Here is a 22,867-nt window from a genome sequence, read left to right as displayed (position 1 = left end):
CCCGGCGGCGTCCGCGCAGGGCGGAGCGGCGCGGGGCCGCTCCGCCCACCGCGCTACGGCTTGCGGCCCACCCCGCCGTAGGCGTCGACGGACACCGAGGCGCCGGACGGGCCCTCGGAGTCCGGACGCCAGCGCGTGACCTCGACGATGCCGGGCTCGACGAGGTCCAGCCCGTCGAAGAACTGGGCGATCTCGTCGACGGTGCGCACGTGGTAGGGCACCGCGCCGCTCTTGTTATATGCCTCCGACGCCGCGATCATGCCCGGACTGGTGGAGGTGCTGTCGCTGATCACCAGGTGACTGCCCGACGGCAGACCGGCCATCAGCCGGGACACCAGCGTGCACGCCCGGCCGTGGTCGGCGACGTGGCCGAGGGTGTTGAGGATGACGAGCGCGACCGGCCGGGAGAGGTCCAGCGTCTCCGCCGCTGCCTTGAGAATCGCCTCGGGCTCGTACAGGTCGGCGTCGATGTAGGCGGTCTCCCCCTCCGGCGTGCTCGTGAGCAGAGCGCGGGCGTGCGCGAGCACCAGGGGGTCGTTGTCCACGTAGACGATCTTCGAGTCGGGTGCGGCCCGCTGGGCGACCTGATGGGTGTTGTCGGCGGTCGGCAGGCCGGTGCCTATGTCCAGGAACTGCCGCATGCCCTCGTTCTCGGCGAGGTGGCGGACCGTACGGCCCAGGAACTGACGGCTCGTGCGCGCCACGTCGGCCAGGCCGGGGAAGATCTCCCTGATGTGGTCGCCCAGTTCGCGGTCCACTTCGTAGTTGTCCTTGCCGCCCACGAAGTAGTTCCAGAAGCGTGCGGAGTGCGGTGTGGCCGTATCGATCCGCTCGTTCAGTTCGGCGGCCGAGACAACAGGGGGGTTACGGTCGGACACGGGAGCCTCCTGCGGCGCGTCTTGAATGATCAGCCCCCAACCTAGGCCGTTTTCCGCCGGACGGCCGGTGGTTGGCCGAGGTGAATGTCGGCCGGGCGTGTGCCGTGCTACCGGACACCGCCCTCCCCGGGCGCGCTTCGGACCGGCCGGGCGTGCTCGGACCCGGGAGGTGCGGGCCGCCGCTTGCGCCGACGATCCCGGGGGGCCTGGTTGCGGGGGCGCCGGTCGGGCGACCGGCGCCCCCGCAACCCGTCGTCGAAGCGCGGGAGTTACCTGCGCAAGCCGCTCAGAGGTGCGCGGCGATGGCGGGCATCAGGTCCTGGAACGTGCGGCCGTCGGCCGGTGAGCCGAGCGCCTCCATCTGCCAACCCCTGCCCTGCCGGACCACCTTGGCCATGACCTGCGCGGTGTGACGCCCGCCACCGGTGAGGGTGTACCGGGCGAGTTCCTGGCCGTTCGTCTCGTCCAGGAGGCGGCAGAAGGCGTTGTCGACCTCCTCGAAGGTCTGTCCCGTGAAGGAGTTCACGGTGAAGACGATCTGGTCGACGTGGACGGGCACCCGGGAGAGGTCGACCACGATGGACTCGTCGTCGCCGCCCTGTCCCGCGCCGCCCACACGGTTGTCCCCGGTGTGGGTGACGGAGCCGTCGTCGCTGACGAGGTGCTGGAAGAAGACCACGTCCACGGCCTGCTTGTCGGCGAACAGGACCGCCGAGGCGTCCAGGTCGATCTCGCGGGCGGTCAGCTTGGCGAGGAAGCCCTTGCGGGGAGCGGCCTTCCAGCCCAGTCCCATGCGCACGACGGTGAGTGCGCCGCCGTCGGACTTGCTGAGACTGATCTGCTGACCTTTGGTCAGGTTCACGGACACGCGGTGTCTCCTTCTTTGTGGCGTGCGGGCGGTACGGGTGGCACGAGTGGTACGGACGGACGTCCGGTCGGCAGCGGGGCGGAGACCGCCGACCGCCTGTCCGACCGCACGGCCCGGGTGCGGGCTCCATGCCCGCACCCGGTGACGCAGCCGGATCAGACCTCGACGCCGAAGTCCGAGGCGATGCCGGCCAGTCCGCTCGCGTAGCCCTGTCCGACCGCGCGGAACTTCCACTCCGCGCCGTTGCGGTACAGCTCGCCGAAGACCATGGCGGTCTCGGTGGCGGCGTCCTCGCTCAGGTCGTACCGGGCGATCTCCGCGCCGCCGGCCTGGTTGACGACGCGGATGAACGCGCCCCGGACCTGGCCGAAGCTGTGGCCGCGGGACTCGGCGTCGTGGATCGAGACCGGGAAGACGATCCGCGACACCTGGGCGGGTACCGAGGCCAGGTCCACCTTGATCGACTCGTCGTCGCCCTCGCCCTCACCGGTGAGGTTGTCACCCGTGTGCTCGACCGAACCGTCCGGGCTCTTCAGGTTGTTGAAGAACACGAAGTGCTCGTTGGACAGCACCTTCCCCGCCTCGTCGACGAGCAGGGCGCTGGCGTCCAGGTCGTAGTCGGTGCCCGTGGTGGTCCGTACGTCCCAGCCCAGGCCCACCACAACGGCGGTCAGGCCGGGGGCCTCCTTGCTCAGCGATACGTTGCCGCCCTTGGCGAGGCTCACGCCCATGTCGTTTCCCTTCGTCGGTGCCGGGACGCGCACACCCCGGCAGCAGGTGTCACAGGGTTGAAAATCTACAGCACTGTAGAAGTGCCGACGGGTGCGAACTGCGACTGTCAGCGGCGGGTTTCCGGCCACGCGGGCGTGTCCGTCCCCACCGGGCCGAACCTCACGCCCCCCTTTCCCACAGGCGCCCCCTCCGCCGCGGACCCCTCCTGCGGCTGCGCTCCGGGCAGTGGGCGGAGCTGTTGTCCCGGAGGTTCGGTGCTGTCGCGGCGCAGCGGGTCCGGGTACGGCCCCGCCCGACGGTGTCCGATGGGCTTGAATTGCCGTCATGGACTCCCCTCTCCGTTCGAATTCCCGTTCCGGCACCCGCAGTTCCGGCATGATCCTGACGTTCTTCGGCACCCTCTGGTGGCTCGTCGGCGCCCTGGTCCTGGACGGCGGCGTCCGCACCGCCGCCCTGCTCGCGGGTGCCGTGGCCGCCGTGTCCCTGCTCGTCCTGGCTGCCCGCCGCCTCGACGGCACCGGTGGGCGCGAGGCGTACGAACGCGGCGCACGCACGTTCATGTGGAGCAACGTCGGCCAGGGAGCGGGGATCGCCGTCGTGGTCGTGGTGGGAAACCTCACCGGCGCGTCCAGCTGGATACCCGCCCTCATCGCCGTCGTGGTGGGCGTGCACTTCTTCCCGCTGGCGCGGCCCTTCGGCCGCCCGGAGTACCGCTGGACCGGCGCCCTGCTCCTCTGCGTCGGTGCGGTGTGCTGTGCCGTGGCCCTCGCCGGGGCCCCGCAGTCCACGGTCCAGACCGCGGCGGGTCTGGGCTGCGCCGGCGTCCTGTGGGCCACGACGGCGTGGTACCTCCTCCCGCCGGGCGCCGAAGCCCGGCGGTCCTGACCCGGGGGGCGGTGCACGGCCCACACGTTCCGGAAACCGCCCACGGAGGGGCAGGTCCGCGGCCGGGCCGGTCAGTCGGTCAGCGGGTCAGCCGGTCAGCCGGTCAGCCGGTCAGCCGGTCAGCCGGTCAGCCGGTCAGCCGGTCAGCCGGTCAGCCGGTCAGCCGGTCAGCACGATGATCCGGTCCGGGTCCTCGTAGCTGACGCGCTGCGTCTTGTCCGGATTGAGGATGTTCCCGTACCGGGGCGCCAGGTGGGCCCGTGCGTGGATGCGGTGCCCGATGGCGGTTTCGCCCCGTCGCCGGGCCGCGTCGACGACGGCGTAGAAGTCGCTCTCCTCCCCCAGTGGGACGTAGTCTCCGGCCGGCTGCAGGGCGATCCGGCAGCCCTCCGGCGAGAACAGCTCCTCGAAGATCACGTCGACCCGGGGGTTCTCGGAGACCTGGGCGAGCCGCAGACTCAGCAGGTTGCCGCTCACCACGAAGTCGTCGGGCCTGGCGGCCTGGGCGAGGGCGCGGTGGCGGTCGTAGGCCATCTCCGTGACCACCGAGTAGGTGTGGGTGTGCAGTTCGGAGAGGTCCCGCAGGTTCAGGAGGACGGTCAGGGTGCGGGCGTCGGCGCGGAGCGGGTCGCAGTCGTCGGGGCTGATGACCAGCACGTGGTCGTAGTTCTCCAGCGCGAGGGCTTCGAGGACGTCCCTGCGGGTGACGTCCGCCCGGCGGAAGCTCACCGTCGTGGGGTCGTCCGGGTCGTCCGTGTCGTCCGGGTCGTCCGCTGCGTCGCTGTGCCCGAGGCCCAGGGCTTCGGCCGGGTGCGAGAGGCCGCCGTCCTCGTGCGCGGAGGACAGGCCCCGGCTCCGGTCCGAGGGGCCCCGGTCGGCGACCACGTCGATGCGGGAGCCGTCGGGCAGGTGGGCGCGGAGCTGTCCGACGACGTCGGGGAGTCGCTGGTTGCTGCCCAGGATCAGCACCGCCCGCCCCGTGCGCTCCGTCCCGGCCGGCGTCCGCAGGGGCGCGGGGACGGGCCGGGCGGGGGCCTCCGCGGTCTCGACGGTGCTGTCGTCCTCGCTGATGACGACGATCTGGTGGGCGGCCCCGATCCGGGTGCCGCCGGGCGGGTTGAGCACGATGCGGCCGTCGCCCTCCAGCAGTCCGATGGCGCTGGAGGTCCGGTAGGCGAGCTGGGCGTCCGCGAAGGTCCGGCCCACCAGTTCGGGCTGGGGCCGGATGTAGATCTCGTCGCCCGCGAATTCGAGGAGTTCGGTGTAGACGGAGGAGAGTCCGGCGTGCAGGCTCGTCTGCACCAGCAGCCGGGCGATGAATCCCTGGACGCTGACGAGGCGGCAGTTCGCGCCGCCCGCCAGCCGTGCCGCGGGCAGGTTCTCCTTGTCCTTGATCCCGGCCACGATGTCCGGTCCGGCTCCGTCCTCCCGCCGGGTGCGGGAGACGGCGAGCAGGGACTTGATGACGGCGAAGTCGGGCCTGTCCTCCTCGGGCGCCACGATGATCACCGACCGGGCCCGCTCGGGGCGGACCAGCGCGAGGTCGAGGACGTCCGCGGGGTCCCCGGTCCGGCAGACGACCCTGGTGCTCGCCAGGTCGCCGACCCGTTCGCGGATCTCGGTCTCCATCTCGGTACGGTCCTTCTCGGCCAGGACGACCACGCAGGCGCGCCGCCTGCTCCGGTTGGCCTCCACCAGCTCCGCGACGATCACGTGCACCTGTGACGACCAGCCGAGCAGGACGACGTGCCCCGTCTCGACCACCGGTGACCTGCCCTGCCGCAACCGCGCCAACTGGTTCTGGAGTCCCGCGCTGATCACCGGGATGAGGGTGCTCATCAGCAGGATGCCGCCGAAGGCCATGACCACGGCCGATGCCAGGAACGGCGCCGGCCCCCGGTCCCGCGTCAGGTGTGTCGGGCTCAGTACGCGCAGGAAGCCCGCCCAGAGGGAGGAGCCGACGCTCCGGTGGTGGAGGGCCTCCGGGGCCAGCAGCAGCAGGAGTACTCCGTTGAGCAGGGTGAACAGGAAGCACGCGGCGGCCAGGAGACCGATCAGGGCGGGGGTGCCGCGTGCCATGACGTTGTCGAACCTGTAGTGCAGACTCCGCAGCAAGAGCGGCTCCTCCTTCTCCCGGCCGCGCGGGCGGCGGGTTCTCAGCGCTGGAGGTGGACTTCGAGTGCCGTACGGACGGCGGATTCCAGGGCGCCCTCGATCCAGGCGGGTTTGACGGAGGTGTGGCAGCCCGCGAAGTGCAGCGGGCCCTCGGCGGCGGGGACGTCCGGCATGAGCTCCAGGTGCTGGCCCGGGGTCAGGACCGCCGCTTCGCCGTACGCGTAGGGGTCCCGCATCCAGCTCTGGGTGCGGCCGCTGCCCGTGAAGAAGACCTCGATGCGCCGTCCGTACACCTCCTGGAGGCCGCGCAGCGCCATTGGGTAGCGCTCGTTGTCGTCGTAGGAGTCCCAGCGCAGGGCGTCGTCCGCCCAGCTGTAGGAGGCGAGGACCACGCCGCCCTCGCTTCCCTCGACCCGGTGCGAGGGGTGGAACATGAACCGGTTGGAGTTGTCGCTGACGGAACCGCCGCCGGTGGCTCCGGTGGCCTCGCTGACCTCGCGGGTCTCCCAGCCGTGTGCGGCGTACTGGACCCGCATGGCCTGCGGGATCCGGCCGGCCGGGACGGAGGGATGGGCGCCGAGCATCCTGCCGTCGTCGGGCAGCCGGTGCTTGAGGTAGGCGTCGTACGTGCCGGGGCGGACGGCCTCCAGCTCCCGCTTCCAGTCGTCCTCGGTGAACTCCCACCAGCGGCGGCTGAATTCGAGCAGCACCTTGGTGGCGGCGTCGTAGTGCATCTCCATGACGGCACGGCGCTTGGGGTACGACAGCTGCGGGGTGAACTGGACCTGGCGGAGGCCGGAGAAGGGCACGGTGATGATGGCGGCGTCCGCGGTGAACTGCTCCCGCTCGACCTTGCCGCCCGGACCGCGGCCCTCGGAGACGGTGTCCACCCACACCTTCGACCCGCGCGGCCCGGTGTGCGGGTGCGCGCCGGAGTTCCGGTCCTCCCCGTTCCCGTACGCGATGCGGGTGACCCGGCGGTTCATCCGGACCACGTCGCCGCCGAGTTCCCTCAGCATGGCGTCGGGCAGTTCGGCCGTGCCGCCGGGCAGTTCCCAGAACGTCATGCCGGGCCGGATCAGGGAGGAGCCGATGAAGCTGTGCAGGAACGACAGCGGCAGCCGCGAGGTGAGGTTCTCCAGGGTGCCGATCAGGTCGACGGTGCGGTCGTCGAGTCCGGCGTGCTGGGTCAGGAACTGGTACATGGACCAGTTCCCGAACCGCTGCACCACCCTCGCCCAGCCCTCGACCAGTTCGCGCTGTGGCTTGTTGGTGCGGGTGCCGTCCGGGCCCCGGACGCTGAACTCGTCGCGGACCGGGTCGAGGAGGTCGCCGAGGATCTTCCCCGCGGTGACGTGGAGGTACTTCTGCGGCACCCCGAAGGTCGCGTTCACCCTGGCGGGCGCGCGCAGGTAGTCGGCGCGCCGCACCCGCAGGCCGTTCACCTTGATCCAGGTGCGGTGGGCGGGCTCGGGCATGGCGAAGTCGGTGCGCTCGGGACCGCGCCGCCACTGGCTGCCGTCGGGTGAGCGGTGCACCACCGCGGGCGGCGCGGCCTGCGGATTCCCGGTGCCGTCCACGGTGTCGAGGTAGTGGAACGGCCGCCGCTCGATGCCCAGTTCGTCGATGAGGGCCAGGACGAGCGGGTGCGCCTCGGGGATGCGCATCGCGCCGGCTTCCGCGTACTGCGCCGGATCGGCGAAAGGGGGTTCCTCGCCGGGCAGGGTGCGGAAGGTCTTGATCCTGCCGCCGACCCGGTTGCCGTTGGCCTCCAGTACCGTCACCCGGTGTCCGGCCCGCCTCAGCAGCATCGCCGCCGCGAGGCCGGCCGGGCCCGCCCCGACGACCAGGACGTCCTTGGGGCGGGTCCGGCTCCGCGGCAGTCCGTTGTCGATCAGGATCTCCAGGTACCTGCGCTTGAGGTCGGTGCCGTCCGCGGCGAGCACCAGCACCTGCCGGGCCACCGCCAGGCAGCGCTCCCAGTCGGGGACCGCGGGTGCGAGGGGCGGTGCCGCGTGCGGTGTTGCCGGGGCCGTGGCGTTCGCCGGCCCCGCCGACGCCGTCCCGGCGGCGAGCACGGCGGCACCGGTCGCGGCGGTGAAGGTGCGGCGGCTGAGGCTCGCGGAGTTCGAGGTGACGGCGGCGTTCACTGTTTCGTTCACGCTCCAAGGGAGCGCCCGCCGCGTGCGGGAGTCGGCGAGGCACGCCGAAGTGCCGGGCAACAAGCCACCCTTCGGCCGAACGGGAGCCGGTGCGGCGCAGTCGCGCCGGCTCACCCCGTCCGTCTCAGGTCCGGTGACGACGCGGGCGGCGGCCTCGTCAGGGCGCGGCCGGTTCCCCGGGGCCGCTACGGGGCCGCTGCGGGGCGTGCGGCGGGCCGACGGCCGCGTGTGCTCCGCGGGAAGTCCCCGTGGAGCACACGCGGCAGCTCGTCGTCCGGGTGCCTACGGCAGGCCGTGCACGTGCGGGCCGACCGCGTTCGACCAGACGTTGCCCGCGGTGGCGTCCCAGTTGGTCGACCAGGTCATCGCGCCGCGCAGTGCCGGGTACGTCTTCGTCGGCTTGAAGGCGCCGCAGCCCGTACCCCGGGTGAGGCAGTCCAGGGCGTTGTTGACGATCGCCGGGGAGACGTAGCCGCTGCCCGCGCCGCGGGTCGAGGCCGGGACTCCGAGGCCGACCTGGGAGGCGTCGAGGCCGCCTTCGAGCTGTATGCAGGCGAGGGCGGTGAGGAAGTCCACCGAACCCTGGCTGTACACCTTCCCGTCGCAGCCCAGCATTGATCCGCTGTTGTAGTACTGCATGTTGACGACGGTCAGGATGTCCTTCACGGCGAGGGCCGTCTTGAAGTACTCGGTGCCGGTCGACTGCATGTCGATGGTCTGCGGGGCCATGGTGAGGACCATGTCCGGGCCCGCCTTGGCGGAGAGCTGGCGCAGCGCCTTCGTCAGGTAGGTCGAGTTGATGCCGTGTTCGAGGTCGATGTCGACGCCGTTGAAGCCGTACTCCTGCATCAACTGGTGGGTGCTGTTGGCGAAGGCGGTCGCGGAGGCGTCACTGTTGATGATGACGTTGCCCTTCTCGCCGCCCACCGAGATGATCACCGACTTGCCGGCCGCCTTCTTCGCGGCGATGTCCGCCTTGAAGTCGGCGACACTGGCGTAGCCGACCGCCGGGTCGAGGTTGAAGACGATCTGCCCGGGGGTGGCCGTGGAGTCCGCGAAGGAGACGGCGATGATGTCGTACTGGGCCTGCACGTCGCGCAGTTTCTGCACGGCCGCGCCGTTGTCGAAGTTCTGCCAGTACCCGGTGAGGGCGTGCCGCGGCACGCGGGGGTTCGGTTGGGTGCCGCCCTTGGTGGTTCGGCCGCTGACCACGGCCGACTTGGCGGACTCGCCCGCCGCGTTCACCGCGGTGACCTGGAAGTCGTACGCGGTGTCGGCGGTCAGTCCGGTGACCGTCGCCGAAGTGCCGTTCGCCGTCTGGACCTTGGTGGAGCCTCGGTAGACGTGGTAGGAGGTGGCGCCCGCGGCGGCGGACCAGGACAGGGTGAGGGAGGTGGGGGTGGGCGAGCCGACGGTCAGCCCGGTGGGGGCGGCCGGGATGCCGGGCTCCGGGTCGGTGCCGCCGCCTCCGTCGGGGCCGAAGACGGAGACGTCGTCGACGTAGTAGGCCGCCTGCCCGTACCAGCCGTGGGTGTAGACGGTGACGGACTTGGTGTTCGGGCCGGCCTTGAAGGTGGTGGTCAGCTGCTTCCAGCCGGTCGAACCCGGCGACCAGGTCGACACGTCGGTGGTGCCGGTGCCGCTCGCCCCGAGGTAGGCGTAGCCGCCCTGGGTCCAGGCGGACAGCGTGTAGGTCGCGCCGGGCTTGACGGCGACGGCCTGGGAGCAGCGTGCGTGGTCCTGGCCGGCCGGGGTGGCCTTGAGGGCGGCGGTGCCGCCGTGCACCGGAGTGGTGACGGTGGTCCCCGCTGTACAGGTCCAGTTGGCGAGGCCGGACTCGAATCCGGCGTTCTTGGCGACGTTGAGGTCGGCTGCCTGGGCGGCGGGCGCGGTGGCCAGGCCGACGGCGGCCAGGGCGGCTGCGGTCAGGCCGGCGGCGAAGGCCGAACGGCGTCGTGCGGGCAGGCGTTGGCGGTCCACTTGCTTCCTCCGGGGAGAGAGGTGTGGGGGAGGTGAGGGGATGCGGTGGCCACCGTTGGAGGTACAAGCTGGTCCAGACCATTGCGGTTGTCAAGGTGTTCGACAGGAAAAGCGGCAGCACTTCACCGGGCGCGCGGACGCATGCGGCGGGCCCGGCGACGGCCCTCGCGCGACAGCGGGTCCGGACATCGGTGGAAACGGGGGGACGAGCTACGCGGGTGCGGAGTCAAGCACCACACGGAACCGCACACTTGTCCGGGGCGCACGGTGGCGCACAGCGACGGACCATGTGCCCCCTGTGCTTCACGGGATACGCACAGGGACGTTGGGTACTGCCCGGCGTGGGAACTGGTGTGGCAGTGTCCCGCCGGATCCATCCGGCTGCCAGATGAAGGAGCGCAGCGTGATACGCGTCCAAGTCGACCATGCGGCAGGGTTGTTCAGCTCGGCCCTGGCGTCCCTGCTGCGCGAGGAGGAGGATCTCGACGTCTCGTGCGGAGTCACGGACCCCTGCTCGCAGGACCCGGGCTGGGCGGAGGTCTGGGTGACGGACGCGGAGAAGCTGCCACCCCGGTTCGCCGCTCCGTGCGTGCCGACCTCACGAAGAGGCAGGGGCGCCAGAACGGGGCGGGATACGGGAGGGCGGCGGGGATCGGAACTGTCCGGGCGTGCGCGTGCGGACCGGGCCGTCGGTCCTGCGATGCCCAAGGGCGCCGGACTGCTGGTCCTGGCCGCCGCCCGCCGACCCGGGGTACTGCGCCGCGCCCTGGAGGCCGGAGCCCTCGGCTACGTCGACAAGGAGGGTTCGCCGCAACGGTTACTGGAGGGGGTCCGCAGCGTCGCCCGCGGAGAGCGGTACGTCGACGGATCCCTGGCCGCCGACCTCCTGCACGCCACGGACATCCCGCTGACGCCGCGGGAGCTGAACGTGCTGTCCCTCGCCGGGGCCGGGGCCGGGGTCGGCGAGATCGCTCTCGCCCTGCACCTGTCGCCGGGGACCGTCCGCAACTACCTCGCGGCCGCCATCCGCAAGACGGGCGCCCGCAACCGCGTGGACGCCATACGCATCGCGCACGGCGCGGGTTGGGTGTGACCGGATGCCACCGGTGCGCGGCCTGCCGCCGTTCCGCGTCCCTTCCTCCTGCCAGTGCCCGGTCAGGTCCCGGTAGAGGACGGAACGTTCCAGCAGCTCCGGGTGGGTCCCGCAGTCCACCCGGGTTCCGTCCAGCACGAGGACCCGGTCGGCGCGCAGGGCGGAGGACATCCTGTGCGCCACCACGACCAGCGCCCCCGGCCTGGCCGCCAGAGCCCGTTCGACGCGCCCTTCCCACTCCTGGTCCAGGTGGCAGGTCGCCTCGTCCAGTACCAGCAGCGGCGCCGGTGACAGGTGGGCGCGCGCGAGCGTCAACAACTGGGCCTCTCCTTCCGAGAGTTGCGCCGGTACGAGAGTGGCGTCGAGGCCGCCGAGCCGCGCGATCAACGGCCCGAGGCGCAGCGCCTCCACCACCTCCATGAGCTCGGCGTCCGTGGTGTCGGGGCGCAGATGGGTAAGGTTGTCGCGCAGCGACGCGGTGAAGACGTACGCCTGCTGGGGAACGAGGGCGCGCCACCCGGCGAGTTCGGCGGGGGTACGGCCCCGGAGCGGACGGCCGCCGAGGAGGACCGACCCCCGGTCGGGTACGAGCAGCCCCGCGAGGACGTTGGCGAGAGTGGACTTGCCGACGCCGCTGGGCCCCACCACCGCGAGGTGCTCGTCGGGCCCGACGGTCAGACCGAGCCCGTCCAGCACGGGCCGCGCACCGGGCCCGTACGCGAGGGTGACGGCACGCAGCTCGGCGGCCGGGGGGCGAAGGGAGCCCAGGCCGGGAAGTCCTGGCGTGAACACAGGAGTGGGCGGCTGGTCCGGGGGGCCGTGCGGTTCTTCCGGGAGCGCCGGCGGTGCGTGCGGGTCCCGGGCGGGGTCCTTCGGCACCTCGCCGTCCTCGGGAGGGCGCGCGAATCGGTCCAGTACGACCAGCAGCCGGGTTCCCGCCGCGCCCAGTGCCGTCATGAGGGTGTGCAGGGCGGGCAGCAGCGACTGCACGAGGTAGGTGAGCGCGCCCGTCAGCACGCCTGCGGTGAGCCCTCGGTCCAGGAGCCACGGAACGGCCAACAGCAGTAGTACGGGAGGGAGTTGCCCCGCGACGCCGAGAGCGAGAACGCGCACCCCCGCCCAGCGCGCCAGTACACGTGCCGCACGCTCGGCCTCCTGTGCCGACCGTACGACGCGGTCGCCCAGTTCCGGCTGCACTCCGCAGGCGACGGCGTCACGCAGCCCGGCCGCCGTGGCGCGGACCCGGTCGGTGAAGTCCTCCTCCGCGTCCAGGGCCGCCCGCTGGGCCCCGGCCATCGGCCGCAGGGTGGCCAGGAACAGGCCGAGCCCCAGCACCAGCGGTGGAGCGGTGACCAGCAGCAACTCCGGTGCCAGTGCGAACATCCCGGCGAGCGCGCCCACCGCGGTGAACACGAACGAACGTGCCGTGAGGACCAGTCCGGCGAAACTGTCCCGGGCGATCTCGCTCTGCTGCGAGAGGCGCGAGACGGCGACCCCGGACGTACCCGCCGGAGCCGCGGGGCCGGGTGCGGCGACCGTGCCCGACACGCCGGGTGCGGCGGCCTTACCCGCCGGGCCGGGTGCGGCGGCCTTGCCTGCCGCGTCGGCGGTGTCCTCGAAGGAGGGGGCAGGGGCGTGGCCGGTGGCGGCTTCACCGGTGGGGGCGGCCTTGTCGGTGCGCGCGGTGCCGGTGGGGGCGGCATTCTCGGCGGGGGCGGCCGTGGCGTCGGCGGCCTCGTCGGTGGGGGCGGCCTTGTCGGTGGGCGCTGTGCCGGAAGGGGGGCCTGCCGCAGTGCGCGGGTCTGCTGTCCCCGTGCCGTACCGGCCCGTGACCGCGCTTCGCAGCGCCTGGTCCACGGCTCGACGCACCAGTGCGTCCCTGAACGGCTCGACCAAGTGGGCGAGTTGTGCGAACACGCCGCGGGGCACCGGCCCGCCCGCCAGGATCGCGAGCGCGGCGACCGCCAGCCAGGCCGTGCCGGCCCCGGGCCGCCCCGCGAGGAAACCCCGGTCGAGGGCCTGCGCCAGGCAGTAGCCGCCGAGGAAGGTCTGCGCCGACTCCACCAGGGACCACGCGGCGAGCCGTGCCAGCACTCCCTTGCGCCGGGCGAGGAACCTGCGCCCGTCCCGCCGCAGCTCGGCACGACCGGCGCCGCGCCGCCCCGCGCCGTCCCGCGCTCCCGCCTTCCCGGCGCGGCCCCTCGCACCGGCGCTGTGGTGGGCGCTCCCCGTCGCGTCGCCGTTCCGGGCGGGATGCCCCCGGGCCGCACGCCGTGCCCTCATCGCCGCTCCCCCTGCGCCGCGGCGGACGTCTGCGGACCGGGGCCGTCGTCCACCGCGAAGACCTCCCGGTAGGCGTCCTGCCGCCACAGTTCCCGGTGCGGACCCACCGCGCGGACCCGGCCGCCGTCCAGCCAGACGACCTGGTCCGCGCGCGCCGCCGACGAGAGCCGGTGCGCGACGCACAGCCGGGTGCCGGGGCCGACGTCGCGGGCGAGTGCCTCCTCGACCCGGCGTTCGGTGGCCGTGTCCAGGCTGGAGGTCGCGTCGTCGAGTATCAGCAGGCGTCCCGCGTGCGCGAACGCCCGTGCCAGACCGAGCCGTTGGAACTCACCTCCGGAGAGCGGAGCGTCACCCGGGGCGGTCTCGTACCCCCGCGGCAGCAGCCGTACGAAGTCGTCCGCGCCGGCCGCGCGGGCCGCCGCGCGCACCTCGGCGGGCGACGCCGTGCGGGCCCCCGAGGCGAGCGCTGCGGCGAGGGTGTCGCCGAAGAGCGACGGCCGTTCGAACGCGTAGGTCACCTCGTCGCGGAGCTGCCGGACGCCCAGCTCCCGCAGCGGAACGCCGTCCAGCAGGACGCTTCCCGCGTCCGGGTCGCACAGCCTCCCGGCGACCGCCGCCAGGGTCGACTTGCCCGCCCCGCTGCGGCCGACGACGGCCGTGGTCGTCCCGCCCGGGAGGGTCAGTGACACGTCCTTGAGCAGGAACTTCCCGTCCTGTACGACGTCGACGCCCTCCAGTCGGAGCGTGCCGGGGCCGCCCGGTGGCAGTGCGCGCCCGCCGTGGGCGAGGGCGGGCAGGGTGAGGATCCCCGACATCCGGCGGGCGGCGGTGCGGCTGCGGACCAGGGTGCCGAGGAGTCCGGCGACCGCTCCGATGCCGGCGGCGAGGGCCGCGTACCGGGAGGCGGCGAGGAGTTCGCCGACGCTCACGCGGCCCGACACCACGCCGAGGCCGCCGACCAGCACCACGACGGTCGTCAGCAGCGGGAGCAGCACCCCGCTGCGGGCCACGGCGCGACCGTGCACGGACCACATGCGGCGTCCCTGGACGCCGAGTTCGGGCAGCGGGGCCAGGATCCGGGCGCGGTCGCGCTCCACGGTCCCGGCCGCCGCGATGCTGCGCGCCCCGGCGAGCGCCTCGGTCAGCAGCGAGGCGAGCGTGGACTGGACCTGCTGGTAGCGGGCGACGCTGTCGGACGAGCCGACGGCGAAGGCGCGCAGCACCAGGAGCAGCAGCGGCAGCCCGGCCGCGAACGCCAGCGCGCACCACAGGTCCACCAGGGCCAGCGCGACGAGTGCGCCGACCGGAGCGATCAGCGCCGCGAGCAGGGCGGCGGCGGCTCCCGGGGCGGCTCCCGCCTCGGTCGCGTTCGCGGACAGCCGGGTCGCGGTGTCTCCCGGCGTCAGGTGGGCGGCGTCCCGCGGCGCACAGCCCAGCAGCCGGGACACCGCCCGGGTGCGCAGCCAGGCGGTGGAGCGGGCCTGCGCGGTCCCCGTGAACAGGGCTTCGAGGGCCTCCAGCAGCATTTCGGCGGCGACCAGTGCCGCGCACAGCACGAGCCAGCCCCGGGCCTCGGGGTCCTTGGCGAGCAGCAGGTCGAGGGTGCGCCCGACGACGGCGGGCAGGGCGACGGCCGCGCAGGCGGACAGGGCGGAGGCCGTGAACACCCCGGCGGCGCGGCCCTTGTTGCGGCGGGCGACGGCCAGCAGGACCGTGTCCGCGGGGGAGGACAGGTGCTTGCCTGTGCGGTCCTGGTTCCTCATGGGCGGCGTTCCTCCCTCGTGCCCGCGCCTCGTGTCCCCGCGCAGTGGCGTGCGCCGGCGCGGTCGCGCCCCGGGCGCGTGATGTCGCAGTGCGGGCCCCGGGCGAGGAATTCGCCCGGGGCCCGCACCTGTGACTGACGACGTCAGTTACAGGTGGTGATGCTCAGGCTGCTGTCACCGCAGAGCAGGAGGCTCGCGCGGCTGCCCGACTCGACGTCGCCGATCGCTTCTTCCTTCGGGGTCTCCATCGACTGGAGGTCAAGAATGCTCATGACTTTTCCTTTCACTGGGGACGGTTTCTTTCACTACGGCCCAGGTATCGGGCCGGTTCTGGGGCCGCCGCAGGGGCGGCAGGAAGGGCAGCTGCGCGGTCCGGTCCTCGACGGTCGGCAGACCGGAGGCGGCGGCGAGTGCCAGCAGGCAACCGGCGGAGCCGGTCGCGAGGTCCATGGACAGGCGCATCATCTGCTCGCCCGGGAAGGCGAGCCGCCCCTGGTGGGGTACGGCGTGCCAGGCGAGCGTGTCGATCTGGCGCCGTACGTCGGCGGGCCCGGTGCCGGGTCCGCCGGTGGTGGTGCGGCTGAGGTGGAGCACCATGCCCGCCGCGCCCCGGAACAGGCCGGGCTGCGCGTAGAAGGTGGCCTGCGCGGCGCTCACGATGTCGCGGCGGGCGCGGGCGAAGTCGCCCTCGGGGCCGTCGTGGTCGGGCCGGTGGACGTGGTGGTCGTCGAGTACCGCGCCGATGCCGACGCTGCCCGCGCCGAGATAGGGCATCGTGCGCCAGCCCTCGTCGACCTGGAGGGTGCCGCTCGCGCTGCGCACGCAACGGTCGAGGTCGCGGCGCAGTGCGTCGGTCGCGTGGTCGAGCAGGGCGGTGTCGCCGGTGCGCTCGTACAGCCGCAGGAACAGCAGGGCGCTGCCGGACGCGCCGTACAGCAGCCCGGCGCGGGGCGACCTGCCGTCCGGGGCACCGCCGTTGGGGCGTACCAGCAGGTCGGCGCAGCGCGACGCGGCGTCGTGCAGGGTGTGTTCGCCGGTCGCGTGCGCGAGTCCTTCGAGGGCGAGTCCGAGTCCGGCGAGCCCGCTGTGCAGGTCGGGGGAGAGCGCTTCCCACGGCTGGGCGAGGGCGAGTTCGGCCAGTTCGAGGGCGCGGGCGCGGTGTCCGAGCCGTTCCAGGGTCCAGGCGATGCCCGCGAGTCCGTCGTAGAAGCCCAGCGGGGTGCCGGAGTCCGGTTCCTTGGTGCGGGCGAGCAGCCACTCCTCCCCCGCGGCGAAGCGCCCGGCCCCGCTCTCGGCCAGGGCGTAGAGCACTCCGGCCGCGCCGTACCCGAAGCTCTGGCCGCCCCCGGCGGTGGCGAACTGGGCGATGTCGCCGGGGAAGAGACGGTCGGTACGGCCGGGAGTGGCGGATGCCGTGATCGCTCCCGCCAGGGAGTCGCGACTGGCCGGCCAGTCGCCGGGCTCGACGGGAAGATACGGTTCTGCGGCTGACACCGCCGGAGCGGTTGCGGTCGTCGGGGCGGTGGCCTTCGCCGGAGCAGTTGCGGTCGTCGGGGCGGTGGCTGTCGTGCGGGCGGTGGCCTTCGTCGGGGCGGTGGCCCTCAAAGGATCCGGCCCGTTCCCGCTCGCGGACGGCGCGGCCTGCGGGTCGCGGAGTATCTCCTCGACCGCCTCCCGCAGGAAGGACTCCGCCACCGGGAACTGCCGGGCCGCGATCTGCGCCAGGTGTGCGGACTTCCCGCGGTCCAGCCCGAACAGGCTGGTCAGGGGTATGAACAGGGCGAGCCGCAGACACGCCAGCGCATAGCGGTCGACGTCGAAGCCGCGCCGGTCCGCCGGTGCCACGAACGCCGGGTTGGCGACGGTCTGCCGCCGGTTCTCGGCGGCGGGCGCGGCGGCCTCGAAGTCCAGCAGCACCACCGACGACTCGTCCTCGGACACCATGATGTTGAACAGGTGCAGGTCGTTGAAGACCACGCCGCGGGCGTGGACGGCGGCCACCGCGTCGGTGACCAGCGCGTGGATGCGCAGCGCCCACTCGGTGTACTCGGCGAGCCGCTCGGGCCCCGGGTCGGCCTCGATCAGCGGGTGGCGACGGGCGAAGAAGGAGTTGAGCGGCTTTCCCTCGACGAACTCCATCACCAGGAAGTGGTGTTCGCCCAGGACGAAGGAGTCCAGCACCTCGGGCGTGCATCCGAGCCCCGACAGCCTTTCCAGGGCGACCTGTTCGCGCCGGAGCCGGGCGACCGCGTCCGCGCCGTCGGCCGCGAGTCCCGCGTACGGCCTGGCTTCCTTGAGGACGACCTTGGCCCCGGTCCTGCGGTCCGTTCCCGCGTACACGCCGCCGCCGTTGGAGAAGTGCAGCGCCTTCTCGATGACGTACGGCAGGTCCGCGACGTTCGCCGCGGCGCGCGCGTCGAGGTGCGGTGCGAGCCACTCGGGGGGCTCGACCCACTCCGGCGTACGGAAGACCGGTCCGCGCACGTCGGGTACGAGCACGCCCTCCGCGTTCTCCAGCGCCGGGCACAGTTCGCCCCGCTCGTCGTAGCAGTGCCGCCGGGTGAAACTGCCGTACCGCAGGTGGACCGGGCCCCGGCCCCAGCGCAGGTCGCTCAGGATGTACGGGCCCGGCTCCCCGGTGAGGAGCGCGTCGAGGTCCGTGGCCACGGTCCGGCACTGCTCGTCGTCGGCCGGGTAGACGGTGACGAACTTGCCGCTGGCGCTGCGGTCCGCGTACTTGGCGTTGCGGGTGTGCAGCAGGTAGCGGCTCGGCACGAACTTGAAGGCGACGCCGCGCGGTACGCAGTACTCCACGACCCGCTCCAGGACCGACTCCGCGTTGTCCAGGGTGGCCGACACGTGGATCTTCCAGCCCTGGGCGGGCAGCGGGCTCGCCACCGGCCGCAGCGCGAGCCAGTCCCCGGACCGGTGGCGCTGCCAGCCGTCGGGCACCGGGCGGGTGGCAGCGGCGTACAGGGCGTTCCGGCCGCCGTGGGCGTCGGCGCTCATCCGGTGCGGCGCGTCGTAGAAGTGCCGGTCCGCGTCGCAGAACACGGCATACCCCTTGTTCACGCGCTCTCCTTCGCCCTCACCGCGCTCTCCGGTCGTGCTGACGGACCGAATCTGTCACGGTGCGAGGACGGCGAACAGTCACAGTTGTCACCGTCCGGTCACGCAGAACTCATGCGTAACCGCGGTGAGGACCAGGGCGTCGCGGCAGGAATCGGGCCCCTTGCGCCCGTGTTCGCGGAGGTCGTCCGGGGAAAGGGCGCGGAGCCGGGGAACCGGGGCGATGTCTCCCGGGCCCGGCCCGCGCGCCTCAGCGCTTCTTTTTCTTCCGCGGCTGCACGGGGGTCCACTCGCCCCTGTGCAGCTGACAGCGCGAGTATCCGATCATCGCCGGGTTCTGACACGGTTTGCCGGTGGCGGTCCTGGTCGAACGGCACTTCACCTGTTTGCCCATACGTCCTCCCGGGACCACGTAGACGGCACGTCAGGCACCCGTGTCCTTCCCGGTCGCGAGCGCGGGCAGCCGGTCGTCGTCACTTTTGTCCGGTACGCGCTCCACAACGGCCGATTTCCTGACACGCCCCCCGCCCCCTCACCCGGCTCGACGGGGGCAGGCCGGGCGTGCCGCCCCCCGTTTTCCCGGCGCGCGAAGGGGCAGGCGCACTTCTGTACCAACGACGAAGGGATCGCCATGAGCGCCGGAGAAAAGGCAAAGGCCAAGGCCGAGCAGGTTGTCGGGAAGGCCGTGAAGAAGACGGCTCACGCGGCCGGCAAGGACACCACGGCTGCCAAGGGCGCGGCCCTGGAGGCACGCGGCGAAGCCCGGGAGTCCAAGGAGAAGACCAAGGACACCTTCAAGCACTGACGCGCGAACAGCGTGCGCTCGACACGAGCGGGGCCGGGGCGACTGCTCCGGCCCCGCCGCTGTCGTCCGCGTGCCGGCCACGGCCTCTGCCTCCGGTCGGCATTCTTTCGGCGGCGGCCGTAACCGGTCGTGCCCTCGGGCGTTGTACGAGGCAGTGCGCCAAGCACACCCCCCATACAGATGCCTCCCGGCGACGTGCACCCGGGAGGCATCTGGGGTGTGGGGGTACAGCACTTCTCCTACGCGGCGCACACGGCGCCGGTGACGTGCTCGCTCGCTCAGGGACCGCGCCAGATGTTGGCGAAGGCCGCGTTCTCGATGGTCCGCCGCTGCCGCACCGCTTCCAGCTCCGTCACCGCGTCGTGCACGACCGCGAGCACGGTCGACACCGCCTCGTCCTCGACGCCTGGCTCCTCGTCGGTGCCCCCGACGTCGACGCCCACCGCGGAGGCGAGCGCCACCAGCACGGGCTCCCGCCGTTCCCAGCGTTCGCGAGCCCGTCGGCGCGCGGGCGTGTCGACCGGTTCCACGCGGGCCGAGCCGAAGAAACGCCGGCCGCCGCGCTCCTGCGCCAACTCGCCCTCCTCCTCCAGAACGTCCTGGTAGGCGGCCGAGAGGTCACGTCCGCGGCGCCACAGCCAGTCCTCGGCCGTCTCGTACGGCGCCTGCCGGACGAGTCCTGCCGCGGCCTCGGCCAGAAGCCGGTCGTGCGGTGCCGACGGTTCGCCCGGAACGATGCGGTCGCCGTCGACCGCGGCGGCCCCCGCACCGATGAGATCGACCAGCTCGGCGCCCGCGAGGGCGAGCGACAGGTCGCCCTGCCCCACGGACTGTCCGGGTCCCGGGTCCATGGCGATGATGAACAGGTCCTTCGCCGTGGTCATGAACGGCTCCCCTCGCAGACAACGACCGGTACGTGCCCCCACCGAACCGGCCCACCTCCGGCCCGGCAACGGGGAGACTGACACGCCCAGTATCGCCCCGGGCGCGACCGGGGCGAAGCGGGAGGGCGTGCGGGGAGGAGCGCGCGGCGGACCGGGCCGAGGGACTGCGTCGGACACCGCGTGCGCCGACGGCAGGCCGGGGCGCGGCCCGCCACGCCCCGCCGCAGGACCCGATGAGCGAGCAGGAGCACCCGCGCGCTGCCACGATGCGTCCCATGGACGTCGAGGACGCCGGTCGGCCGCCGAGCGACCGCACGCGAACCCCGGCCCGGTCGGCGGCGCACGGCGCCGACCTGGCCGGAACGGCAAGCCGAGGCCCGGTCGCGGGAATAACACGCGGTCGGCGGGCACAAGAGGCAGCAGGTACGCGACGCGCGCCACGTGCTGTCGCGGACCCGAACGAGACCCCGCGCCTCGCCGAGTCGCGCATGACGGGACTCGGACCCCACGTGGCCGAATCCGGCGGCTTTCGGGGACCGGCCGTTGACGAAAGGACCACAAGTGACCCTCAGTGACGGGCTGTTCGCCTGCGCCGGCGCGGGAGCGCTGCTCGCGGCGGTGCTCCCGCGGGCCCTGGCCGGGCGCCCGGTGTCGCTGCCCCTGGTCTTCCTGGTGGGCGGCTTCTGCATATACCTGCTGCCGCTTCCGCTCCCGGCGATCGACCCGGTGGAGGACCGGCTGCTCACCGAGCATGTCACCGAGATCGGCGTGATCATCGCACTGATGGGTGCCGGACTGGCGCTCAACAGGCCGGTGGGACGGCGCCGTTGGGGCTCCACCTGGCGGCTGCTGGGGTTCACGATGCCGCTGACGGTGATCGCCACCGCGCTCGTCGCGTGGTGGCTCCTGGACTGGCCGCCGGCCGCCGCCCTGCTGCTCGCCGCCGTCCTCGCGCCGACCGACCCGGTACTGGCCTCGGAGGTGCGGGTGGGAGAGCCCACCGAGGACGAACACGACGAGGACGAGGTGCGGTTCGCCCTCACCAGCGAGGCCGGCCTCAACGACGGGCTGGCGTTCCCCCTGACGTACGCCGCCGTGGCCCTGGCCGCCGCGGCGGGGAGCGGCTGGTCGACGGACTGGGTCGGCGGCTGGGTGGTCGAGGACGTGGTGTTCAAGTGCGTCGTCGGCGTGCTGGGCGGCATCCTCGTCGGCCGGCTGCTCGGCTGGCTCTTCTTCCGGCCCCGCTCGTCGGTGCTGCGTCTGTCCGACCACCGCGAGGGCTTCGTCGCGGTCGGCGCCACCTTCCTGGCGTACGGGGTGACCGAACTGGCCGGCGGCTACGGCTTCCTCGCCGTGTTCACCACCGCCTGCACGATCCGCGCGGCCGAGCGGACCCACGGGTTCCACAACGTGCTGCACGACTTCGTGGAGCAGGTCGAGCGCCTGTTCACCGCGGGCGTGCTGTTCCTGCTCGGTGCCTTCGTCGCCCTGGGCGGTCTCGCCGCCCTGACCTGGCGGGGCGCCCTCACCGCACTGGTCGTCCTGCTGGTGATCCGCCCGCTGACCGGCTGGGCGGGCCTGCTCGGAGGCAGCCTGCGGGGCCGGGAGCGCTGGGTGGTGGCGGGTTACGGCATTCGGGGCATCGGCTCGCTGTACTACCTCGCGTACGCGCTGGGGGCGGCGAAGTTCCCCGTACCGCAGGAGGAGCTGTGGGCGGTGGTCACCTTCACCGTCCTGGTGTCGGTGATCCTGCACGGCGTCACCTCGGGCCCGGTGGTCCACCGCCTGGACCGCCGGCGGGAGAAGGAGGCCGCGGAGGATCCCGGGGCGCCGGACGGGGAGAGGCCCGCGACCGTATGACGGCACGCCCGCGCCGACGGGTCGGCGGATACGGCGGGGCCTGCCGCCGGGCGGGCGGGCCGCAGCACCCGGTCGGACCGGCGGGCGCGCCGGTCCGCCGTCAGGCCGGGGAGGGGGCGCTGAGGATGGCCCGGAGCCGGTTCCGGCACTCGGTGACGAATGCGGGAAAGGTGTCCCAGTAGTACGGGATGCCGCTCGCGGCGACCGCCACGGCCCAGGCGCGGGCGCGCAGCCACGTCGCGTCGTCGAGGTCCAGGGCGTCCCAGTACGCCTGTCGTGCCTGGGGCGGCAGGTCCCAGACGGTGGAGTGTTCGGCGTCGGGAAGGCCGACGGAGAGTCCGCCGAAGTCGATGACCGCGCGGAGTCTGCCGTCGCGGACCAGGAGGTTGGTCGGCTTGAGGTCGCCGTGCAGCCACACGTGCGGCCCGGACGACGGCGGCAGCACGAGGGCGGCTCGCCACATGTGTTCCAGGGCGTCGACGTCGAGCTCGTCGCCCACGGCGCTGCGGCAGCCGTCGAGACTCTCACCGACCCACCGGCCGCACTCCTCCAGGTTCCCACCGCGGTACCAGCTGAGCCCGTCGGCGCGGGACGCCCCCATGAGGTCGACGCGGTGCAGCTCCCGGACGAACACCGCCAGGTCGGCCCCGAAGACGGCCCAGTCCTCGACGGTGTCCGGGCCCGCCTCGGCGCCTTCGATCCAGCGGTGGACCGACCAGCCCACCGGAAAGGACCCGGTGGGCGTCCCGGCGTGGACGGGTTCGGGGACCGGATACGGAAGGAACGGCGCCAGGCGGGGCAGCCACGTCTGTTCCTTCCGTACGGACTGCCCGTCGGCGGTCCGTGGAAGCCGCACGAGCAGGTCGTCGCCCAGTCGGTACATGGTGTTGTCCGTACCCGCCCCCGCGGGCGTCAACGGCAGGTCGGCCCACTCGGGGCGCTGCGCTTTCAGCAGCGACCGGACCAGCGTCCCGTCGACCGGGATCTCGTTCTCGTGCAAAGGCATGGCGGAAAGTCTCGTCCCCGGGGGCGTGGGAAGCGAGTACTTTTCGTCGGTCGTGGGGGACGACGGGGCGTCCGAGCCGGGAGCGGCGGTGCCCGCGGGCACGGGCGGAGAGTGGGCAGTGCCGGCCAGAATGCCCGGCGTCGCACGGCACGCACGGCGGTCGCACGTCCGGCTCCGCCCTTTCGCTGCGGTCGTCAGCGCGCCCGGCGGATGCGAATGGGGCCGCGGGCCTGGTCCGGCTCCACCCGCCGGCCGCCCTGGGTGATCTCCACCTCGCCGTCTGCCACCAGCAGCCGGGCCGCGCGGCGGGCCGGTTCCATGAGCGCTCGCCAGCCCTCGTCCTGACCTTCGTACACCGCCCTGGCGGCATCGGAGGGGCAGATCGACGCCTCCGGACCGCGCCGCTGCAACAGCTCCACGATGGCCTGCCGCAGGCGCAGGTCGGTTTGCCCCTCGTCGTCCGTCATGGGGGAATCATGCCCGA

At 73.0% G+C, this 22,867-nt stretch carries 16 protein-coding genes and 1 pseudogene; 4 read left to right on the top strand and 13 right to left on the bottom strand.

Annotation, left to right across the window (positions count from 1 at the left end; all coding sequences use genetic code 11):
* Positions 1–53 precede the first annotated feature (53 nt).
* The 3 genes from ACQPZG_RS03130 to ACQPZG_RS03120 all read right to left on the bottom strand — a co-directional run bounded on the left by ACQPZG_RS03130 (position 54) and on the right by ACQPZG_RS03120 (position 2,477).
* Positions 54–878, bottom strand: coding sequence for an SAM-dependent methyltransferase (locus ACQPZG_RS03130; protein WP_433544196.1), 825 nt, complete (start codon positions 876–878; stop codon positions 54–56).
* 286 nt (positions 879–1,164) lie between these two features.
* Positions 1,165–1,746 (bottom strand): TerD family protein, encoded by a 582-nt coding sequence (locus ACQPZG_RS03125; RefSeq protein WP_433544195.1) that lies wholly within the window; start codon positions 1,744–1,746, stop codon positions 1,165–1,167.
* Between the two features lie 155 nt (positions 1,747–1,901).
* On the bottom strand, positions 1,902–2,477 hold the full coding sequence (locus ACQPZG_RS03120; RefSeq protein ID WP_185029716.1) for a TerD family protein: 576 nt from the start codon (positions 2,475–2,477) through the stop codon (positions 1,902–1,904).
* A 325-nt stretch (positions 2,478–2,802) separates the two neighbouring features.
* On the opposite strand from ACQPZG_RS03120, the gene ACQPZG_RS03115 reads away from it, so the two are divergent.
* Positions 2,803–3,363, top strand: coding sequence for a hypothetical protein (locus ACQPZG_RS03115; RefSeq protein ID WP_433544194.1), 561 nt, complete (start codon positions 2,803–2,805; stop codon positions 3,361–3,363).
* Positions 3,364–3,522: 159 nt separating this feature from the next.
* Here ACQPZG_RS03115 and ACQPZG_RS03110 read toward each other — a convergent pair whose 3' ends face one another.
* The 3 genes from ACQPZG_RS03110 to ACQPZG_RS03100 form a co-directional block, all read right to left on the bottom strand.
* The gene (locus ACQPZG_RS03110) at positions 3,523–5,478 is read right to left on the bottom strand and encodes a CASTOR/POLLUX-related putative ion channel (RefSeq protein WP_433544193.1); all 1,956 of its coding nucleotides are present in this window, start codon (positions 5,476–5,478) and stop codon (positions 3,523–3,525) included.
* A gap of 41 nt (positions 5,479–5,519) precedes the next feature.
* Positions 5,520–7,640, bottom strand: a complete 2,121-nt coding sequence (locus ACQPZG_RS03105; RefSeq protein WP_433544192.1) for a flavin monoamine oxidase family protein — start codon at positions 7,638–7,640, stop codon at positions 5,520–5,522.
* A gap of 282 nt (positions 7,641–7,922) precedes the next feature.
* Positions 7,923–9,620, bottom strand: a complete 1,698-nt coding sequence (locus tag ACQPZG_RS03100) for a chitinase (protein WP_433544191.1) — start codon at positions 9,618–9,620, stop codon at positions 7,923–7,925.
* A 40-nt stretch (positions 9,621–9,660) separates the two neighbouring features.
* Between ACQPZG_RS03100 and ACQPZG_RS03095 the strand changes: the two genes are divergently transcribed.
* On the top strand, positions 9,661–10,713 hold the full coding sequence (locus ACQPZG_RS03095; protein WP_433544190.1) for a LuxR C-terminal-related transcriptional regulator: 1,053 nt from the start codon (positions 9,661–9,663) through the stop codon (positions 10,711–10,713).
* A gap of 51 nt (positions 10,714–10,764) precedes the next feature.
* Here ACQPZG_RS03095 and ACQPZG_RS03090 read toward each other — a convergent pair.
* The 4 genes and pseudogenes from ACQPZG_RS03090 to lanKC form a co-directional block, all read right to left on the bottom strand.
* Positions 10,765–12,996 (bottom strand): annotated as a pseudogene (locus tag ACQPZG_RS03090) (ATP-binding cassette domain-containing protein); the annotation flags it as partial.
* Complete coding sequence (locus ACQPZG_RS03085; protein WP_433544189.1) at positions 12,993–14,759, bottom strand: ATP-binding cassette domain-containing protein; 1,767 nt, start codon at positions 14,757–14,759, stop codon at positions 12,993–12,995. The pseudogene ACQPZG_RS03090 and the gene ACQPZG_RS03085, both read right to left, overlap by 4 nt.
* Positions 14,760–14,902: 143 nt before the next feature.
* Complete coding sequence (locus ACQPZG_RS03080; RefSeq protein WP_185029709.1) at positions 14,903–15,031, bottom strand: SapB/AmfS family lanthipeptide; 129 nt, start codon at positions 15,029–15,031, stop codon at positions 14,903–14,905.
* On the bottom strand, positions 15,018–17,831 hold the full coding sequence (gene lanKC, locus ACQPZG_RS03075) for a class III lanthionine synthetase LanKC (protein ID WP_433544188.1): 2,814 nt from the start codon (positions 17,829–17,831) through the stop codon (positions 15,018–15,020). The genes ACQPZG_RS03080 and lanKC overlap by 14 nt, the downstream gene beginning before the upstream one ends.
* A gap of 628 nt (positions 17,832–18,459) precedes the next feature.
* Between lanKC and ACQPZG_RS03070 the strand changes: the two genes are divergently transcribed.
* Positions 18,460–18,633, top strand: a complete 174-nt coding sequence (locus ACQPZG_RS03070; RefSeq protein ID WP_433544187.1) for a hypothetical protein — start codon at positions 18,460–18,462, stop codon at positions 18,631–18,633.
* A gap of 278 nt (positions 18,634–18,911) precedes the next feature.
* Here the strand turns inward: ACQPZG_RS03070 and ACQPZG_RS03065 are convergent, their stop codons facing one another.
* On the bottom strand, positions 18,912–19,517 hold the full coding sequence (locus ACQPZG_RS03065) for a GOLPH3/VPS74 family protein (protein ID WP_433544186.1): 606 nt from the start codon (positions 19,515–19,517) through the stop codon (positions 18,912–18,914).
* A 561-nt stretch (positions 19,518–20,078) separates the two neighbouring features.
* On the opposite strand from ACQPZG_RS03065, the gene ACQPZG_RS03060 reads away from it, so the two are divergent.
* Positions 20,079–21,377 carry a cation:proton antiporter gene (locus tag ACQPZG_RS03060; protein WP_433544185.1) on the top strand — a complete coding sequence of 433 codons (1,299 nt, stop codon included), beginning with the start codon at positions 20,079–20,081 and terminating at the stop codon, positions 21,375–21,377.
* A 100-nt stretch (positions 21,378–21,477) separates the two neighbouring features.
* Here the strand turns inward: ACQPZG_RS03060 and ACQPZG_RS03055 are convergent, their stop codons facing one another.
* Both ACQPZG_RS03055 and ACQPZG_RS03050 read right to left on the bottom strand, forming a co-directional pair.
* Complete coding sequence (locus tag ACQPZG_RS03055; RefSeq protein WP_433544184.1) at positions 21,478–22,383, bottom strand: aminoglycoside phosphotransferase family protein; 906 nt, start codon at positions 22,381–22,383, stop codon at positions 21,478–21,480.
* Between the two features lie 194 nt (positions 22,384–22,577).
* Positions 22,578–22,850 carry a DUF3253 domain-containing protein gene (locus ACQPZG_RS03050; RefSeq protein WP_433544183.1) on the bottom strand — a complete coding sequence of 91 codons (273 nt, stop codon included), beginning with the start codon at positions 22,848–22,850 and terminating at the stop codon, positions 22,578–22,580.
* Positions 22,851–22,867 lie beyond the last annotated feature (17 nt).

Origin of the sequence: Streptomyces sp. CA-294286 (genome assembly GCF_050947155.1) — a bacterium.
GTDB lineage: Bacteria > Actinomycetota > Actinomycetes > Streptomycetales > Streptomycetaceae > Streptomyces.
The sequence above is the reverse complement of the archived record's forward strand: the minus strand, read 5'-3'. Positions and strand labels throughout refer to the sequence as shown.

What these genes read in the sequence shown, in the direction of transcription:
- ACQPZG_RS03120 (WP_185029716.1), bottom strand. Translation starts at nt 2,477, where the DNA reads ATGGGCGTGAGCCTCGCCAAGGGCGGCAACGTATCGCTGAGCAAGGAG.
- ACQPZG_RS03070 (WP_433544187.1), top strand. Translation starts at nt 18,460, where the DNA reads ATGAGCGCCGGAGAAAAGGCAAAGGCCAAGGCCGAGCAGGTTGTCGGG.
- ACQPZG_RS03085 (WP_433544189.1), bottom strand. Translation starts at nt 14,759, where the DNA reads ATGAGGAACCAGGACCGCACAGGCAAGCACCTGTCCTCCCCCGCGGAC.
- ACQPZG_RS03050 (WP_433544183.1), bottom strand. Translation starts at nt 22,850, where the DNA reads ATGACGGACGACGAGGGGCAAACCGACCTGCGCCTGCGGCAGGCCATC.
- ACQPZG_RS03055 (WP_433544184.1), bottom strand. Translation starts at nt 22,383, where the DNA reads ATGCCTTTGCACGAGAACGAGATCCCGGTCGACGGGACGCTGGTCCGG.
- ACQPZG_RS03115 (WP_433544194.1), top strand. Translation starts at nt 2,803, where the DNA reads ATGGACTCCCCTCTCCGTTCGAATTCCCGTTCCGGCACCCGCAGTTCC.
- ACQPZG_RS03095 (WP_433544190.1), top strand. Translation starts at nt 9,661, where the DNA reads ATGCGGTGGCCACCGTTGGAGGTACAAGCTGGTCCAGACCATTGCGGT.
- ACQPZG_RS03080 (WP_185029709.1), bottom strand. Translation starts at nt 15,031, where the DNA reads ATGAGCATTCTTGACCTCCAGTCGATGGAGACCCCGAAGGAAGAAGCG.
- ACQPZG_RS03065 (WP_433544186.1), bottom strand. Translation starts at nt 19,517, where the DNA reads ATGACCACGGCGAAGGACCTGTTCATCATCGCCATGGACCCGGGACCC.